At 68.9% G+C, this 16,511-nt stretch carries 18 protein-coding genes; 9 read left to right on the top strand and 9 right to left on the bottom strand.

Annotated elements, in window-relative coordinates:
* Positions 1–144 precede the first annotated feature (144 nt).
* Positions 145–1,155, bottom strand: coding sequence for a zinc-binding alcohol dehydrogenase family protein (locus ACL9RL_RS19125; RefSeq protein WP_422781881.1), 1,011 nt, complete (start codon positions 1,153–1,155; stop codon positions 145–147).
* 74 nt (positions 1,156–1,229) lie between these two features.
* Here ACL9RL_RS19125 and ACL9RL_RS19120 point away from each other — a divergent pair, with 74 nt between their 5' ends.
* Both ACL9RL_RS19120 and ACL9RL_RS19115 read left to right on the top strand, forming a co-directional pair.
* Positions 1,230–1,667, top strand: coding sequence for a winged helix-turn-helix transcriptional regulator (locus ACL9RL_RS19120; RefSeq protein WP_422781880.1), 438 nt, complete (start codon positions 1,230–1,232; stop codon positions 1,665–1,667).
* 192 nt (positions 1,668–1,859) lie between these two features.
* A complete protein-coding gene (locus ACL9RL_RS19115; protein WP_422781879.1) occupies positions 1,860–2,189 on the top strand; it encodes a DHCW motif cupin fold protein in 330 nt (109 codons plus the stop codon).
* A 186-nt stretch (positions 2,190–2,375) separates the two neighbouring features.
* On the opposite strand, the gene ACL9RL_RS19110 is transcribed toward ACL9RL_RS19115, so the two are convergent.
* The 5 genes from ACL9RL_RS19110 to ACL9RL_RS19090 form a co-directional block, all read right to left on the bottom strand.
* Positions 2,376–3,200 (bottom strand): SDR family oxidoreductase, encoded by an 825-nt coding sequence (locus tag ACL9RL_RS19110; protein WP_422781878.1) that lies wholly within the window; start codon positions 3,198–3,200, stop codon positions 2,376–2,378.
* Complete coding sequence (locus tag ACL9RL_RS19105; protein WP_422781877.1) at positions 3,197–4,114, bottom strand: enoyl-CoA hydratase/isomerase family protein; 918 nt, start codon at positions 4,112–4,114, stop codon at positions 3,197–3,199. Before ACL9RL_RS19105 ends, ACL9RL_RS19110 begins: the two co-directional genes overlap by 4 nt.
* 299 nt (positions 4,115–4,413) lie before the next feature.
* The gene (locus ACL9RL_RS19100) at positions 4,414–5,193 is read right to left on the bottom strand and encodes an SDR family NAD(P)-dependent oxidoreductase (protein WP_422781876.1); all 780 of its coding nucleotides are present in this window, start codon (positions 5,191–5,193) and stop codon (positions 4,414–4,416) included.
* 80 nt (positions 5,194–5,273) lie between these two features.
* Positions 5,274–6,455: a thiolase family protein gene (locus ACL9RL_RS19095; protein ID WP_422781927.1), complete on the bottom strand. Its 1,182-nt coding sequence runs from the start codon at positions 6,453–6,455 to the stop codon at positions 5,274–5,276.
* 122 nt (positions 6,456–6,577) lie between these two features.
* Positions 6,578–8,062 carry a DHA2 family efflux MFS transporter permease subunit gene (locus ACL9RL_RS19090; protein WP_422781875.1) on the bottom strand — a complete coding sequence of 495 codons (1,485 nt, stop codon included), beginning with the start codon at positions 8,060–8,062 and terminating at the stop codon, positions 6,578–6,580.
* Positions 8,063–8,150: 88 nt separating this feature from the next.
* Here ACL9RL_RS19090 and ACL9RL_RS19085 point away from each other — a divergent pair, with 88 nt between their 5' ends.
* Positions 8,151–8,756, top strand: coding sequence for a TetR/AcrR family transcriptional regulator (locus ACL9RL_RS19085; protein ID WP_422781874.1), 606 nt, complete (start codon positions 8,151–8,153; stop codon positions 8,754–8,756).
* 38 nt (positions 8,757–8,794) lie between these two features.
* Positions 8,795–10,522: a hypothetical protein gene (locus ACL9RL_RS19080; protein WP_422781873.1), complete on the top strand. Its 1,728-nt coding sequence runs from the start codon at positions 8,795–8,797 to the stop codon at positions 10,520–10,522.
* A 45-nt stretch (positions 10,523–10,567) separates the two neighbouring features.
* Here ACL9RL_RS19080 and ACL9RL_RS19075 read toward each other — a convergent pair whose 3' ends face one another.
* A complete protein-coding gene (locus ACL9RL_RS19075; RefSeq protein WP_422781872.1) occupies positions 10,568–11,113 on the bottom strand; it encodes a YbhB/YbcL family Raf kinase inhibitor-like protein in 546 nt (181 codons plus the stop codon).
* Positions 11,114–11,263: 150 nt separating this feature from the next.
* On the opposite strand from ACL9RL_RS19075, the gene ACL9RL_RS19070 reads away from it, so the two are divergent.
* From ACL9RL_RS19070 to ACL9RL_RS19055, 4 genes are all read left to right on the top strand, one after another.
* Positions 11,264–12,262, top strand: coding sequence for a rhodanese-related sulfurtransferase (locus ACL9RL_RS19070; RefSeq protein ID WP_422781871.1), 999 nt, complete (start codon positions 11,264–11,266; stop codon positions 12,260–12,262).
* Positions 12,259–12,807, top strand: a complete 549-nt coding sequence (locus tag ACL9RL_RS19065) for an SRPBCC family protein (protein WP_422781870.1) — start codon at positions 12,259–12,261, stop codon at positions 12,805–12,807. The genes ACL9RL_RS19070 and ACL9RL_RS19065 overlap by 4 nt, the downstream gene beginning before the upstream one ends.
* A gap of 109 nt (positions 12,808–12,916) precedes the next feature.
* Positions 12,917–13,870, top strand: coding sequence for an L-lactate dehydrogenase (locus ACL9RL_RS19060; protein ID WP_422781869.1), 954 nt, complete (start codon positions 12,917–12,919; stop codon positions 13,868–13,870).
* Between the two features lie 121 nt (positions 13,871–13,991).
* Positions 13,992–14,993 (top strand): MDR family oxidoreductase, encoded by a 1,002-nt coding sequence (locus tag ACL9RL_RS19055; RefSeq protein WP_422781868.1) that lies wholly within the window; start codon positions 13,992–13,994, stop codon positions 14,991–14,993.
* Positions 14,994–15,175: 182 nt separating this feature from the next.
* On the opposite strand, the gene ACL9RL_RS19050 is transcribed toward ACL9RL_RS19055, so the two are convergent.
* Entirely contained in the window at positions 15,176–15,484 is a 309-nt protein-coding gene (locus ACL9RL_RS19050) for a hypothetical protein (protein WP_422781867.1), read from the bottom strand.
* 21 nt (positions 15,485–15,505) lie between these two features.
* On the opposite strand from ACL9RL_RS19050, the gene ACL9RL_RS19045 reads away from it, so the two are divergent.
* Positions 15,506–15,649 (top strand): hypothetical protein, encoded by a 144-nt coding sequence (locus tag ACL9RL_RS19045; RefSeq protein ID WP_422781866.1) that lies wholly within the window; start codon positions 15,506–15,508, stop codon positions 15,647–15,649.
* A 139-nt stretch (positions 15,650–15,788) separates the two neighbouring features.
* On the opposite strand, the gene ACL9RL_RS19040 is transcribed toward ACL9RL_RS19045, so the two are convergent.
* On the bottom strand, positions 15,789–16,136 hold the full coding sequence (locus tag ACL9RL_RS19040) for a hypothetical protein (protein WP_422781865.1): 348 nt from the start codon (positions 16,134–16,136) through the stop codon (positions 15,789–15,791).
* Between the last annotated feature and the right edge of the window lie 375 nt (positions 16,137–16,511).

Below are 16,511 nucleotides of genomic sequence, written 5' to 3'. Positions count from 1 at the left end.
ACGGGACCCGTCGTTCGGAACCGGGTCCGTGCTGATCGTCTTCACCCTAACCCCGCCCCCGGACACCCGGACGATGCGACATTCTGCTCGTGGCGGACACATCACGCCGGCCTCGCGCACCATCGCCCTCTCGGGCGGCAGCCATCACGCTCGCGCAACCACGACCTTGCCGACCGTGCGACCCGATTCGACGAGCCGATGCGCTTCCCGCAGGTTCGCGGCGTCGAGACCGTGCAGAGTCGTGCTGAGCGTCGTGCGGAACCGTCCGGCGTCGACGAGCTCTGCGACGCGGTCGAGGAGCCGATGCTGCTCGATCATGTCGTCCGTCCCGTACAGCGGTCGCGTGAACATGAGCTCCCAGTGCCAGGTGATGCTCTTCGACTTGAGCGGGCGGATGTCCAGGCCGTCCGGTTCGTCGATCGCGGTGATCTCGCCGCCCGGTGCGACGATCGCGGCGAACGTGTCGATCATCCCGGCGGAGAACGGCGTGAAGACGTAGCGGACGCCCTTCGGTGCGATCTCGGCGAGCTGGGCGACGAGGTCCCCGTGGTGGTCGACGATGTGGTGCGCTCCGAGCTCGCGGACCCAGGCTGCGGATTCCGGCCTCGACGCCGTCGCGATGATCGTGACGTTCGTCAGTTCCCGCGCGAGCTGGATCATCGCGGAACCGACGCCGCCGGCGCCTCCGAGGACGAGGAGTGCGTCGTCGCTGTCCGCAGTGAGCCGGAAGCGGTCGAAGAGGGCTTCCCACGCCGTGATGCTCGTGAGCGGGAGGGCGGCGGCCTCCGCGAACCCGAGCGATGCGGGCATGTGCCCGACGATGCGTTCGTCGACCGTGTGGAGATCCGCATCGGTGCCCTGCCGATCGATGGATCCCGCCGAGTAGACCCGGTCGCCGACCGCGAAGAGGGTGACGGCGTCGCCGATCGCCTCGACCGTTCCGGCCTGGTCGTACCCGAGCACGCGCCAGTCGCCGCCGGGGTCGGAGCCCGCCCTCTGCTTGACGTCGACGGGGTTCACCGAGACGGCCTCGACGCGCACGAGGAGGTCGTGCGGACGGAGTGTCGGGACGGGGAGCTCGACGTCCGCGAGGCTCGCTGGATCGGTGATGGGGAGGTTCTTCCGGTACGCGACGGCGTGCATCTGTTCGGTCATGTCGCGAGCGTACGCCGGGGGTGGTGGTTACCCGCAAGGGGGCCTGGTTCCCTTCGGGTACCATGGCGGCTAGCATGGCGATCGTGACGGACCAGGCCTCGACCGATACCCACGCAGCCCACTGCGATCGCAACGACGTCTACGCCGCCGCCTGCCCGTGCCGCGACATGCTCGATCTCATCGCCAACAAGTGGACGGCGCTCGCGATCGGCGCCCTCGAGGACGGCACGCTGCGATTCGGCGAGGTCAAGCGACGCCTGGAGGGCGTGAGCCCGAAGGTCCTGACGAGCACACTGCGGAAGCTCGAGGAGAGCGGCCTCATCGAACGGACCGTCATCCCCGGTGTACCGCTGCACGTCGAGTACGCGCTGACCGATCTCGGCCGCAGCGCGACCGCCCCACTCGCGCACATCCGGTCCTGGGTCGAGCAGAACATCCATCAGGTGCCGGCCTACTCCGGCCACCCCGAGCAGTCCGGCCGCACCGGAGTCGAGCTGACTCCCGGTCCCTGAGCCGAGCTGCTCCGGCCCCTGAGCCGGGCCGCTTCGACCCCCTGAGCCGAGCCGCACCGATCCCTGAGCCCGTCGAAGGGCGGCCCCGGTTCACAACTCAGGACCGCTCCGGCGTGTCGCCTCCGGAATGCGCGGTCTTGGCCGACACGCCGAGGGGTCTCCTGAGTTGTGAACAGCACATACGCTAGCGACATGCATATCGCTGAGCACGCATTCTCGACCACGGACTGGGCCGCCGTCGAGCCGACCGTCCACGCCGGATTCACCGGGGAGGCCCGATGGCGCACCCAGGAGATCGGCGACCTCCGCATCCGCATGGTCGACTACTCCGCCGGCTACCTCGCCGACCACTGGTGCTCGCGCGGGCATGTGCTCCTCGTCCTCGACGGCGAGCTCATGACCGAACTCGACGACGGCCGCACCGTTTCGCTCACGGCGGGGCAGACCTACCAGGTGAGCTCCGGGATGGAGGCGCACCGGTCGAGCACGGCCACCGGTGCGCGCCTGTTCGTGGTCGACTGACGCGACGGGCTGACGGCTCGATCCGTTCGGAAACGGTTCACAACTCAGGAGCGCTCCGGCGTGTCGCCTCCGGAATGCGCGGTCTTGGCCGACACGCCGAGGGGTCTCCTGAGTTGTGAACGGGCCCTTCGACAAGCTCAGGGACCGGGGTTGCAGCTCAGGGACCGGGGCGAAGCGCAGCGTCGCTCACAGGAAGATGTCGGGGAAGAGCTCGGACTCGTCGACTCCGGGCGAATACTTCGACAGGTCGGTGACGCCCGATGCCGCGAGCACGTCCTCGACGAGCAGCGACTGACCGGTGAACTCGCGCGACGGCCGCACGAGCACCTCGTAGGCGGCATCGGCGTAGATCTCCGGCGTCCGACTCTTCGCGAGCATCGCCTCGCCGCCGAGGATGTTGCCGACCGCCGCCGTCTTGATCGTCGTCTTCGGCCACAGCGTGTTCGCCGCGATCCCGTCGCGTGCGAACTCCGCCGCGATCCCGAGCGTCGCCAGCGTCATCCCGTACTTCGCCATCGTGTACGCCGTGTGACCGCCCAGCCACTTCGGGTCGAGGTTGATGGGCGGCGAGAGCGACAGGATGTGCGGATTCGCGGATTCCTTCAGCTGCGGGATCGCCGCCCGCGAAAGCATGAACGTCCCGCGCACGTTCACGTCCTGCATGAGGTCGTACCGCTTCACGTCGAGGTCGAGCGTCCGCGAGAGGTTCAGCACGCTCGCATTGTTGACCACGATGTCGATGCCGCCGAACTCGCCCACCGTCTCGAACACCGCGCGCTGGATGTCGTCATCGTTGCGGACGTCACCGACGATCGCCAGCGCCTGGCCGCCAGCAGCACGGATGGCGTCGGCCGCGGTGTGGATCGTGCCGTCGAGCCGCGGATCCGGGGTGTCCGTCTTCGCGAGGAGCGCGATGTTCGCGCCGTCCTGCGCTGCGCGGATCGCGATCGCGAGACCGATGCCGCGGCTGCCGCCGGACATCAGGATGGTCTTGCCGGCGAGGGTCGTCATACGTGCTCCTTGTGGCTCGGAATGGATGCCGGGGACGGATGTGGTTTCACACGCTCCGGCTGCGGAGGTCGCTGCTGTTGTTGCTGCTGCTGCTTCGACGCGGCGGCGAACGCACCGATGCGCGCCTCGGCATCGGGCGTCTCGATGGCTGTGCCGATCGTGCGGGCCTCGTCATCGAGCGCATCCTGGAAGCTGCGTCCGACGCCTCCGCGCAGCAGCCGCCTGGCCTGACCGAACGCACCCGTCGCACCCTGGATCCACGATGCGGCGATCTCACGCGCGCGATCGGCGAGCGCCTCGGACGGCACGACCTCGGTCACCAGACCCCAGTCGAGCGCCTCAGCTGCGGAGAGCGTCCGCGGGGTGAGGACGAGTTCGAGCGCCCGACGCATCCCGATCGCCTCCGGGAGCAGCGTGCTGACGCCGCAGTCCGGGGTGAGGCCGATGTCCGCGTACTTGCTCACGAACTTCGCACGATCGGAGGCGATGATGACATCCGCCACGAGCATAAAACCCAGCCCGCCGCCAGCGACGGCTCCCTGGACGGCTGCGACGATCGGCTTGCCGGCCTCCTGCAGGAGCCGATGACCCTCGTGGATGGTGTCGGCGAGGTCTCGGACCATCGCACCGCGGCCGGGGGAGGCAGTACCGGCACCGGCACCATCACCATCAGCCTCACCGTCAGCCTGACGGCCACCGAGTCCGGCCATCTCGAGCACGTCGCCGCCGGCGCAGAACGCCGGACCGTTGGCATCGAACAGGACGGCGCCGATGTCGTCCCGGCGCGCGATCTCTGCGGCGATGTCACGCCACCTGGTCGCGGCGTCCGGGTTGATCGCGTTCAGCCTCGCCGGGCGATTGAGGGTGACGTGCGCCACTCCCCCGTCGACCTCGAACAGGATGCTGTCACTCATGCGGTTCCTCTCGTGCGGTTGGTTCGGGTGGTGTTGTGCCTCTGGCCCTTCGACAAGCTCAGGGACCGGGACGTGTTGCTGTGCCTGGCCCTTCGACAGGCTCAGGGACCGGGGGTTGCGATCTTGGTGATGGGGCGGTGCATTTCGACAGGCTCAATGACCGCGGTCCCTGAGCTTGTCGAAGGGCCCGACCGACGCGCGGTCCCTGAGCTTGTCGAAGGGCCCGAAGCGCGCGCGGTCCCTGAGCTCGTCGAAGGGCCCGAAGCGCGCGCGGTCCCTGAGCTCGTCGAAGGGCCTGCTCACTTCGGGGCCATCCGGATCGCCCCGTCGAGCCGGATCGTCTCGCCGTTCAGGTACCCGTTCTCGACGATGTGCAGCACCAGCCCCGCGTACTCGTCCGGTCGGCCGAGACGTGCCGGATGCGGCACCTGCTGACCGAGCGACAGCTGCGCTGCCTCCGGAAGCCCGGCCAGCATCGGCGTCTCCATGATCCCCGGTGCGATGGTGACCACCCGGATCCCGAACCGCGCCAGCTCACGGGCGATCGGCAGGGTCATCGCGTGCACCCCGCCCTTCGAAGCCGCGTACGCCGGCTGCCCGATCTGCCCGTCGAAGGCCGCAACGGATGCCGTGTTCACGATGACGCCGCGGTCGGCCCCTGCCCCGTGTTCGTCGCCGGCGGGGTCGTTGTGCTGCATCGCGTCCGCGGCGAGCCGGATGACGTTGAACGTGCCGACGAGGTTGATCCGGATGACCCGTTCGAACGCGGCGAGGTCCGCCGGGCCGTCTCTGCCGAGGACCTTCGCGGGCGGCGCGATCCCGGCGCAGTTGACCACAACGCGCAGCGGCCCCCGCTCGACGGCGGCGTCGACCGCGGCCTGCACCTGCGGACCGTCCGTCACATCGGCCGGAACGAACGTCGCGAAGCCGCCCAGCTCGTCGGCGCGCTCGGCCCCAGCTGAACCCGGCAGGTCCACGATGACGACCCGCGCGCCCGCGCCCGCCAGTCGGATCGCGGTCGCGTACCCGAGGCCGGACGCCCCGCCCGTGACGATCGCCGATGCCCCCGTGATGTCCATGTCGCTCCTGTCGCTCCTGTCGCTTCCGTCGCCCAGATGGTCAAGTGGTCGAGTGAGGCAGCGCCCTCACAGCCGCACCCTCACAACCGCTCGATGATCGTCGCGTTGGCCATGCCGCCGCCCTCGCACATTGTCTGGAGGCCGTAGCGGCCGCCCGTCGCTTCGAGTTGCCCGAGGAGGGTCGCGAGGAGTTTCGTCCCCGATGCTCCGAGCGGGTGTCCGAGGGCGATCGCACCGCCGCGCGGGTTGAGCCACGCATCGTCTACCCCGAACTCCTGCTGCCAGGCGAGTGGGACGGAGGCGAACGCCTCGTTGACTTCGAACGCGTCGATGTCGTCGATGGTCAGACCGCTGCGATCGAGGATCCGACGGGTGGCGGGAATGACGCCCGTGAGCATCTCGATCGGGTCGCTTCCGACGACCGCGAACGACACGAACCGCGCGCGCGGGGTGAGCCCCAATTGCGCCGCTCGTTCCTCGCTCATGATGAGCGCGGCCGAGCCGCCGTCGGTCAGCGGAGAGGAATTGCCCGGCGTGATGCGCCAGCCGATCTCGGGGAAGCGGTCGGCGAGCGCATCCGAGAAGAACGCGGCAGGCAGCCCGGCGAGGCCTTCGACGGTCGTCCCTGACCGCACCGTCTCGTCGGCGGCGATGATCGACCCGTCCGGCGTCGTCACCGGGATGACCTCCCGGTCGAATCCGCCGGCCGCCCACGTCGCTGCTGCGCGCTTGTGCGAGCGCGCCGCGTACGCGTCGAGGGCGTCGCGGTCGATCCCCCACCTGGCCGCGATCAGCTCGGCCGACACGCCCTGGTTGACGAGGCCGATCGGGTACCGTTCGTGCAGCATCGTGCCGAATGGGTCCTGACCGCCCGCTGCGGCGCCGATGGGGAGGCGACTCATCGACTCGACGCCGCACGCGATGACGACGTCGTGCGTTCCGGCGATGATGCTCTGCGCCGCGAACGTCGCCGCCTGCTGGCTGGAACCGCACTGGCGGTCGATCGTGGTCCCTGGGACCGATTCGGGGAAGCCTGCTCCGAGGATCGCGTTCCGTGCGATGTTCGCCGACTGCTGCCCGCCCTGGGTGACGCAGCCGGCGATCACGTCGTCGATGATCCCGGGGTCGAGATCGTTGCGTTCGACGATGGCTCTCAGGGTGTGGGAGAGGAGGTCGGCCGGGTGGAACCCGTTCAGTGCGCCGCCCGGTTTGCCCCGGCCGGACGGCGTCCTGATCGCATCGACGATCACCGCGGTGGTCATGCCTGTTGTGCCCGTCATGCCGATCGCCCTCTCCCTCGAAGTCTCCTTCCACAGTAGGCCAGCGCACTCGGATGCGGCAGGGCGTTGTAGCTTTCCTCAGAAGTGGGACACCGGGCGGCCGATCATGGCGCGGGAGTCAACGTCGCGCGGTCGGCGGCGGGGTCGCGCAGCCGCCCGTCGGCACTCGCATCGGCCTGGCCGCCGTCTCGCCCGGACGATACGGCAGGTGCGTCCGTCCGTGCTCTGCCGGCCGGCAGGAACATCGCGATGACTGCGGCGAGCACCACAACGGCGGCACCGACGAAGACGGCCGGGATGGCTGCGTCGACGTAGCCGGTCGGCGTCAGCTGTCCGCCGGCACCCGTGAACACCGCGGCGAGCACCGCCGTTCCGAGCGCAACGCCGATCTCGCGCAGCGTCGAGTTGGTGCCGGACGCCTTGGCCCGGTCGGCCGCCCGGACGTTGGCGAGCACCGCGGTCGAGCTGGGGGCGAACACGAGTCCCATGCCGAGCCCCGCGAGCAGGAAGCCGGGCAGCATGGTCGTGAACGCGGCGTCCGCGGTCATCGTGGATGCGAGCCAGCCGAGCCCAGCCGCGAGCGACAGCAGGCCGGTGACGATGAGTGCACGCGTCCCGACGCGTGGGGCGACGAGTCCGGCCAGCGGCGCCACGATCATCGGCAGTCCGGTCCACGGCAGGGTCATGAGCCCGGCTTCGAGCGGCGTCTTCCCCTGCACGATCTGGAGGAACTGGATGAGGATGAACGTCGATCCGAACGCACCGAAGCTGAAGGTGAACCCGACGACGTTGGCCACTGAGAAGCTGCGGTCCGCGAACAGCCGCAACGGCAGCAGCGGCGCACTGGCCGCACGCTGGCGCAGGATGAAGGCGACGAGCAGGACACCGCCGCCGATGAGCGCCGTGAGGACCTCTGCGCTCGTCCAGCCTGCGTCGTTGCCCCTGACGACCCCGTAGACGATGCCGAACACGGCGACACCGGCGAGGACCGTTCCGATGATGTCGGGCCGCACCTTGGCTCCGAAGCTCTCGCCGAGCGCGAAGTGGACGAGCGGGATCGCGATGATGCCGAGCGGCACGTTGATCCAGAAGATCGTCTGCCAGTTCCACCCGTCGATGATCGCGCCGCCGATCACGGGGCCGAGTGCGACGCCGAGGCCGGAGACGCCGCCCCAGACGCCGATCGCGAGGCTGCGGAGGCGATCGGGGACCGCGCCGATGAGGAGTGGGAGCGACAGCGGGAGGAGGGCGGCCGCTCCGAGGCCCTGAACGGCCCTGGCGATGATCAGCTGCAGCGGATCCGAGCTCAGGGCTGCGGCTGCCGAGGAGAGGATGAAGACGGTGATGCCGACCTGGAAGGTGCGGCGGCGGCCGAAGCGGTCGCCGAAGGTGACGGCCAGCAGCATAAACGTCGCGAAGCTGAGCGTGTACGCGTTCACGAACCACTGCAGCTGGTCGATGCCTGCACCGAGGTCTTCATGCAGGACTGGGAGGGCGCTCGTGACAACGAGGTTGTCGAGCGAGGCCATGAACATGGGGAGTGACGTCGCGAGGATGGCGAGCCATACAGGGACTGATCGTCTGGTCACGAGGGGATTCTTTCGTTGTCGTCGCAGTGCGGCCGAGATGTGGTTATTGAATGATTACTTGAAGTAATCAGCTGATACTATGACACACATGGCCGAACAGCAAGCACGTCGCATCCCCGCAGCAGAACGACGCGAACTCGTCCTCCAGGCGGCCGGCGTCGAGTTCGGTCGGACCGGCTATGCGGGCACCACGACCGACCAGGTCGCCAAGGCGGCCGGCATCAGTCAGCCCTACGTCGTGCGGATGTTCGGCACGAAGGAACAGCTGTTCCTGGAGACGCTCGAACGCGCACTCGCGTCACTCCTCGGGGAGTTCCGCGCCGAGATCGCTGCCCACGCGGCATCGGGAGAGCCGGCGGACACCCTGCCTGGACGGCTCGGACGCGCGTACGTGCAGCTCGCGAGCGACCGCGGCATCCACCTCGTCATCATGCAGGGCAACATGATGGGCGACGAGCCGGTCATCGGCCCGTGCGCCCGCAAGGGGTTCCTGCGCGTCTACACGTTCTTCCGCGAGGAGGTCGGGTTCAGCCCGGAGGAGGCGACGACCTTCCTCGCCCACGGCATGCTCTTCAACACCCTGCTCGCCGTCGGGATGCCCGACATCCGCGATGAGGACGCCGTCGCCGCCGAGTTCATCGAGGCAGCCTTCGGCGCGAAGCTCGACGTGCTCGTGCGGGCCGCCGGCTCCTGACGCAGGATTTTTTCGGTCCTGCTCGCTATGCTCGCGCGGTGGCCCCTGAGCAGACCTCGACGCCGTCCCCGGCTCCGTCCTCGACGACCCGTCCTGCCCGGATCGTCGCCCGCATCGGACTCGAAGTCCTCGGCGTCCTGGTCGTCGCGGCGCTCGCGCTCATCGCCGTCGCCCACGTCCTGTCCACCGAACGGGCCGCCGTCTTCCTCTCCGACGGCGACAGCGTCATCCTGCCGATCATGCTCCGCTCCTTCACCTCGGGTGAAGCACAACTGTGGTCGATGTCTGCCGTCTTCTTCGCGTTCCCGGAGATACCCCTCTATCTGCTGTCACGGCTGATCGGGCACACCCCGCAGCTCGCGTTCGTCGTCAACGGTGTGCTCAACGTCCTCGCGGTGTACGCGGCGCTCCGCCTGATCGTGCGCGCCGTCGCCCTCCGCACCACCCCGACCCTCGCCCCCGCCCTCCGCATCGCGGCCGCCATCGTCCCGATCAGCTGGCTCGTCCTGCTCGTCCTCCTCGAACACACGATGCTCCGCGACAGCTTCGAACTCGCCTCCCTCTTCCTCACCACCACGTACTACTCCGGCTCGACGCTCGGGCTGCTGTTCACGATCGGGCTGCTCGGGATGACCCTGGGGCACGGGGGTGCGGCAGGCCGGGACCGGATCGGTTGGTTGATCGCGCTCGGCGTCCTGACCGCGTTGTGCATCTTCTCCAATCCGCTGTACGGGGTGTGGGCGGTCGCGCCGGCGGCTGCGACCGCATTCGTGGTCGCGGTGGTGCGCATCGTGCCGTGGCGACGGTCCCTCTGGGCGGTCGGTGTGCTGTCGGTCGGCACGCTCGCAGGGCTCGTGTTGCGGATGCCGTTCGCTCGCTACATTTCCGCCAACCTCGACGGGTACATCCGTCAGAACGGCTGGACGGTCTCGTCCGAGTACTACGGCGCGCGCATCGCGGACACGACCACCACCGCGGCCGGTGTCGTCGAGATCGTCCTCGTCATCATCGCCGCGGTCGTGACGGTCGGTGCGGCGGCACTCGCGATGATGCGCCGCTGGCACCCGGCGACCGTCACGGTCCTGCTCGCCTCCGGCATCACGATCGTCACGACGTTCTTCGCGATGATGCTCCTCGGCACCGAGGCCGCCCGGTACTTCGCGCCGCTGTGGTTCGCACCGATCGTGGCGCTCACGGTGGCGACCGCGTACGCCGGGGTCGCGGTGCAACGATGGTGGGGCGCAGCGGCAGCAGCCGAGCGACGCCGTCGTGACACCCGCGTCACGGTGGCCGCGGCCATCGCCGTCGTCGCTCTTGTGGGCGGGGTGCTCGCCGGCGGCGCGGTCTCCGTTTCACGGATCGGCGCGGACCCGGACGTGCACCGGTTCGCCGGCGCCGAGTGCCTCGCGGACTGGGTCGGCGATCAGGATCTGACCGGCGCCGGCGAGTTCTGGACCGTCCGCGGGTTGCAGGCCTACGGCGAGCGCAACACGCACCTGCTGCAGATCGACGCGAATTACCACCCGTACCTGTGGATCACGAACGCCGCGGACTTCACCGGACAGGACGTGTCCTATCTCGTGGTCGACTCGCAGTCGGCGTGGTTCCACTCCCCCGACGAGGAACTCGGGCAACCGGCGGCGCGGATCGCGTGCGGGCGGTTCACGATCCTCGACTACCGCGGCACACCCGGCGAGCAGCGTTTGACGTCGCTCATCAGTGATTCAGCGACGCAGCAACGAGCCGAGCGCGGCCTGGACCGCTGAGGCCCGCAGGCCACCGCCGCCCTCTTCAGGAACGGGCCGGCGGAATCAGACCGCGCCGAACGCGCCCGTCGCAGCCAGCACCGCACGCCCGAGCGTGTGGAAGTGCAGGTTGAAGCCGAGTACGGCAGGGGTCGACTGCGGATCGAGGTCGAACGCCGGGACGTCGACGGCGTGGACCACGAAGATGTAGCGGTGCACGCCGGTGCCCTCCGGCGGTCCGGCTCCGACGAACTGCGCCAGGCGCAACTCGTTCGGCAGCGTCAGCGCACTCGCGGGCAGCGCCTCAGACCCGGGCGATCCGGCAGGTGCGCCCGCCCCGGCAGCCAGCTCCGTGACATCGGCAGGGATGTTGGTCACGGCCCAGTGCCAGAACCCGCTGCCCGTCGGAGCATCCGGGTCGAAGCACGTCACGGCGAAGCTCTTGGTGCCCTCCGGGAACCCGCTCCACCGCAGATGCGGGGACCGATCCTCGCCTCCGGCATCTGCACCGTACTGTGCGCGCGGCAGCGGCGCACCATCGGCGATGTCGTCGCTCTCCACGGTGAAGGCCGGCACCTGGTCGAGCAGCGTATAGGGATCGTAGGCGAACATGGACGCTCCGTTCTCTCTCGCTCCACCCTAGGGACCCAAGCTAAACATCCGGGGCAGGGGTCGAGATCGCGGCGACTGCGGCGATCGCGGAGATCGCGGAGGCTGCAGCGATCGCGGAGCGCACGGACCGGTGCGCCGTACGATTGAGCGGTGGCTGTCCCGAAGATCCTCCTGTACTACGCGTTCACCCCGCTCGCCGACCCAGAGGCGATCCGGCTGTGGCAACGCGACCTGTGCGAATCGCTCGGGCTGCGCGGTCGCATCCTGATCTCCAAGGACGGCATCAACGGGACGGTCGGCGGAGAGGTCGACGCCTGCAAGCTCTACGTGCGGAAGACGAAGGAGCACCCGGCGTTCGCCGGCATGGACATCAAGTGGAGCGATGGCAGCGGCTTCGACGAGGACGACCCGGTCCGCACCGACAAGCACCGTCCGGCGCCGTGGCGTCGCAGTGCGGACTTCCCGCGGCTGAGCGTGAAGGTGCGCGATGAGGTCGTCTCCTTCGGCGCACCGGGTGAGCTGCGGGTCGACGAGCACGGTGTCGTCGGCGGCGGGACGCACCTGCAACCGGCCGAACTGCACACGCTCGTCGAGGAACGCGGGGACGAACTCGTGTTCTTCGACGGCCGGAACGCGTTCGAGGCGGAGATCGGCCGATTCAAGAACGCGATCGTGCCCGACGTCGAGACGACGCGCGATTTCGTCGCGGAACTCGACAGCGGCCGATACGACCACCTCAAGGGCAAGCCCGTCGTCACCTACTGCACGGGCGGGATCCGCTGCGAGGTGCTGTCCGAACTAATGGTGTCGCGCGGTTTCGGCGAGGTGTACCAGCTCGACGGCGGCATCGTCCGATACGCGGAGACGTTCGGCGACGACGGCCTGTGGGAGGGGTCGTTGTACGTGTTCGACAAACGCGGATCGTTGGACTTCAGCGACCACACGGCCGTCATCGGCCACTGCATGGTGTGCGACGCCAGCACCAAGCACATGCAGAACTGCGCCGATCCCAGCTGCGGGGCGCAACTCGTGGTGTGCGACGAGCACACGGCCTCCGCGCCGAGGTGTCCGGTGCACGCCGGGGGCGGCGAGGTGGTGTCGGGTGCGGCGGGCACGGCGGTTTCGGGGCCGGCGGTTTCGTCGGCGTGACCGTCCATTTCGTCTGTCGCACCGAGCTGCCGGTTGCACCGGAGCTGGCGTTCGAACTGTCGCGATCGATCGATGCGCACCTCGGCTCGATGGCCGACTCGGGTGAGCGGGCGGTCGGCGGCGTCACGACGGGACTGATCGGCGATGGCGAGCAGGTGACGTGGCGGGCGCGTCATTTCGGGATCGTGTGGACGATGACGAGTCGGATCACGGCGTTCGATGCGCCGCACACGTTCACGGACGAGCAGGTGCGCGGACCGTTCAGCGCTTTCCGGCATGTGCACACCTTCGAGCCGATCGCGGCGCGCTTCGACAAGCTCAGCGACCGGGCTTCAGCCCCGGTACCGGTCCCTGAGCCTGTCGAAGGACCGCCGGTCCCTGAGCCTGTCGAAGGGCCACCCCACACCCTCATGACCGACGCCGTCACCTTCACCGCTCCGTTCGGCCCGCTGGGGCTCATCGCGGAACGCATCGCCCTCCGGCGCCACCTCGTGCGGCTCATCGAGTCCCGCAACGAGTGGCTGCGACACGAACTCACCCGCTGACTCGCCGATTCCGCAGATCCCGCCCCGCCGCGCCCCGCCCCGCGTGATCCTGCACCGATGTGCGGCGACCCCGCAGGATGCGCAGCCGTCGGGATGCCAGGATGGGTGCATGAGCGTGCGTGCGAACTCCAAGCTGGCCATCGTCGGTGCCGGGAGCGTCGGCGCTTCCCTCGCCTATGCGGCGCTCATCCGCGGCAGCGCCAGGCAGGTCGCGCTCTACGACATCGATGCGAAGCGTGCGGCTGCTGAGGTCCTCGATCTCGCGCACGGCACCCAGTTCATCGGTTCCAGCACGATCACGGGCGGCGACGACATCGCCGTCGTCGCCGATGCCGACGTCATCGTCATCACGGCGGGGGCCAAGCAACTGCCCGGCCAGACCAGACTCGAGCTCGCCGGCACGAACATCGGCATCCTGGAGCAGGTCCTCCCGAAGCTCATGGAGCACGCGCCGAACGCCGTCTACATGCTCGTGACCAACCCGTGCGACGTCCTCACGGTCGCCGCCCAGCGCATCACGGGGCTGCCGTCATCGCGTGTGTTCTCCTCTGGCACGGTCCTCGACACCTCGCGTCTGCGCTGGCTGCTGGGAGAGCGCGCCGGGGTGTCGACGTCGGCGGTGCACGCGCTCATCGTGGGTGAGCACGGCGACAGCGAACTGCCGCTGTGGTCTTCCGCCACGATCGGTCCCGTCCCCATCACCGACTGGATCCTGCCGGACGGCACCCGATTCACGGAGCAGCAGCTTGATGAGATCGCGGTCGATGTGCGGACGGCCGCGTACCGGGTGATCGAGGGCAAGGGCGCCACGAACTATGCGATCGGCATCTCGGGCGCCCGCATCGTGGAGGCGATCCTGGGCGATGAGAACGCGATCCTGCCGGTCAGCACGGTCCTCGACGGCTATCTGGGCGTGAGCGGCGTCGCACTGTCCGTCCCGAGCATCGTGAACCGGCACGGGGTGTCGAGCATCATCGATGTGGCGCTGTCCGAGCGCGAGCAGCGCGAGTTCGCCCACTCGGCGGACACGGTGCGTGAGGCGCTCGCGTCCCTCGGTTTCTGACGCTCCCGGCCCCTTCCCCAGTCTCCCAGTCTCCTCGCGGGCCGGTGCTGGCGGGGTTAGCCTGGGATGACCATGCAGGAGCGCGCAGGGATTGCGCGCGAGCAGCGTCGAACGGAGCAGCATGCCACGCGCATACGTCATCGAGCAGGCCGAGCAGCCGGACGGGAAACGCGTCCGCACGGCCCGGCTGCGTGAGGTCGGCGACGAGTTCCTGCCGGATGAGGCCGTGACGGTCGACGTCGAGTATTCGAGCGTCAACTACAAGGATGCGCTCGCGCTCACCGGGCGGCCCGGGGTGGTGCGATCGTTCCCGATGATCGCCGGGATCGACCTCGCCGGCACGGTGACGGCGTCGGGCGATGCGAAGTGGTCACCCGGCGATCGGGTCGCCCTGTTCGGCGACGGGCTGAGCGAGACGCGGTTCGGCGGACTCGCCGAACGGGCGCGGGTCCGGCCTGATGCGCTCGTGCGGATCCCGCACGAGCTGTCGACCGCGCAGGCCGCCGCCATCGGAACGGCCGGGTTCACGGCCCAGTTGTGTGTGCTCGCGCTGGAGCGCAACGGCGTCGTCCCCGGCGGTCTGCCTGTCCTCGTGACCGGCGCGGGCGGCGGTGTCGGGTCCATCGCGATCTCCCTGCTCGCCTCGGCCGGCTACGAGGTGACGGCATCGACCGGCCGTGTCGACGAGCTCGGCGATGAGCTCCGCCGACTCGGCGCGACGGATGTCGTCGACCGCGCGCAGTTCGGGGAGGCCGGAAAGCCGCTCGACACGCAGCGCTGGGCCGGTGCCGTCGATTCGGTCGGCGGGCAGACGCTCGCGACGGTGCTCTCGCAGATCGAGTACGGCGGCGCCGTGGCATCGTGCGGCCTCGCCGGTGGTGCGGAACTGCCCGCGACGGTGATGCCGTTCATCCTGCGTGGGATCACGCTCGCCGGGGTCAATTCGGTCGATGCGCCGCGGGAACTCCGGGACGAGGCGTGGCTGCGCGTGTCGACGGGTGTTGATCTCGGGATCCTCGACTCGCTCACCGAGATCGTGCCGTTGGACGGTGCGATCGATGCCGCCCAGCGGGTGCTCGCGGGTGGGGTGCACGGTCGCATCGTGGTGGACGTGCGCGCGTAGCTTGCTCGCCGCGTTCAGGGCTTGCTCGCTGTGTTGAGGGCTTGCTCGCCGTGTCCGGGGCTGACTCGCCGCTTCCAGGGCGGTCAGTCTGCATCCGGGTACAGCTGCGGGCCGGCTGCACGATGCAGCCGGCCCGCAGTTCTCACTGAGAACGGTGTACGTCTCCCGAGGGAGCGCGACCGCTAGTAGGTGGTGGTGACGCCGTTCGAGATGAGTGCGGCTGCGGCGATGCCCCAGAAGATCGCACCGATGATGCCGAGCGCGGTCAGGATCGCACCGATGATGATGCCGACCTTCGCGAGCTGGTTCGGGAAGCCGGCCTTCTTCGACTGCGAGTTCGCGACGAGGCTCAGGATGAGGCCGACGAGCGGCAGCAGGATGGACAGGATGAGGCCGACGAGCCCGAGCGTCTTGCCCGGGAAGTCTGCGGGCGCTGCCGCGTACTGCTGAGGCTGCTGGTACTGCGGGTCCTGGGGTGCGGGAGTGGTCATGATGCTGTTCCTCTCGAAGCGATGAATGACGTGGATGAAGCCGATGCGATGCCGCGCCAGGCGACAGAAGCAGTCTCTCGGCGCATCCGGTCTGAGGAGTCCAGCTGCGGACTCCCCAAGTCCGGCTCGATCGAGTCGACCAGGGTCGAACTCGACGGGAGCTGACCCAGACTAGCGAAATATCAGCATCTTGCAATATCCCCCATCGCCGATGGGGAGGGGGTGGACTGCGACAGGACCTTCACGCAATACTGGTCGGTCAGGTGTTGCGGGTGGGTCGTCGTGCGTCGACGACGCGCCCGCCCTAGGACAGTTTGAGCGCCTCGATGAGGTCCGCCGCGTGTCGTGTGGTGACGATGAGACGCGAGAATTCGGTGTCTTCGAGGTCGATCACGACGGATGGCTTTGTGCCCTTGATCACCAGGAAGTCCTTGCCGCCGTGGAACTTCCATTGGCCGATGGCGAGGGTCAACGGGATGGCGGCGCCCGGTGCGCGGATGCCGCGGACCCAGATCCACGGGTCTTCGGTGATGGTGGCCGAACGGATGCTGTCACGCGGGACCACCACGTTGTCCTTGCGGAGCGCGAGCGCTTTCTCCGCGGTGGTCAGCTTGATCTCCAGACGGTCGGGGTGCACGTGCAGAGAGGCCATGCTCCTAGTCTGCCGCTCCCCACTGACGTTCAGCTGGACCGAATCTCACAAACCGGTAACTCCTCGGTTGTATCCAGTCGCACAGCGCCCCGCCTGCCGCCCTCGTCCGTCGAGCCCCGGCTCTCGCTCCGTCGAGTCCCGGTTCCTGAGCTTGTCGAAGGGTCCACCCGTGCCGCGCGCCGTCCCGGTCCGCCCGCCGCCGGTCCCTGACCTCGTCGAAGGGCCGCCCGCAAGTCGTCGCCACCCCGGTCCCTGAGCTTGTCGAAGGGTCCACCCCGCTGCCCCGGTCCGCCCGCCGCCGGTCCCTGAGCTTGTCGAAGGGTCCACCCCGTGTGCCCGTCACCCGTCGCCTCTGTTCCCCGGTTCCACCCCACA

Origin of the sequence: Plantibacter sp. Mn2098, from assembly GCF_049319745.1 — a bacterium.
In the GTDB taxonomy this organism is placed as follows: domain Bacteria; phylum Actinomycetota; class Actinomycetes; order Actinomycetales; family Microbacteriaceae; genus Plantibacter.
The sequence above is the reverse complement of the archived record's forward strand: the minus strand, read 5'-3'. Positions and strand labels throughout refer to the sequence as shown.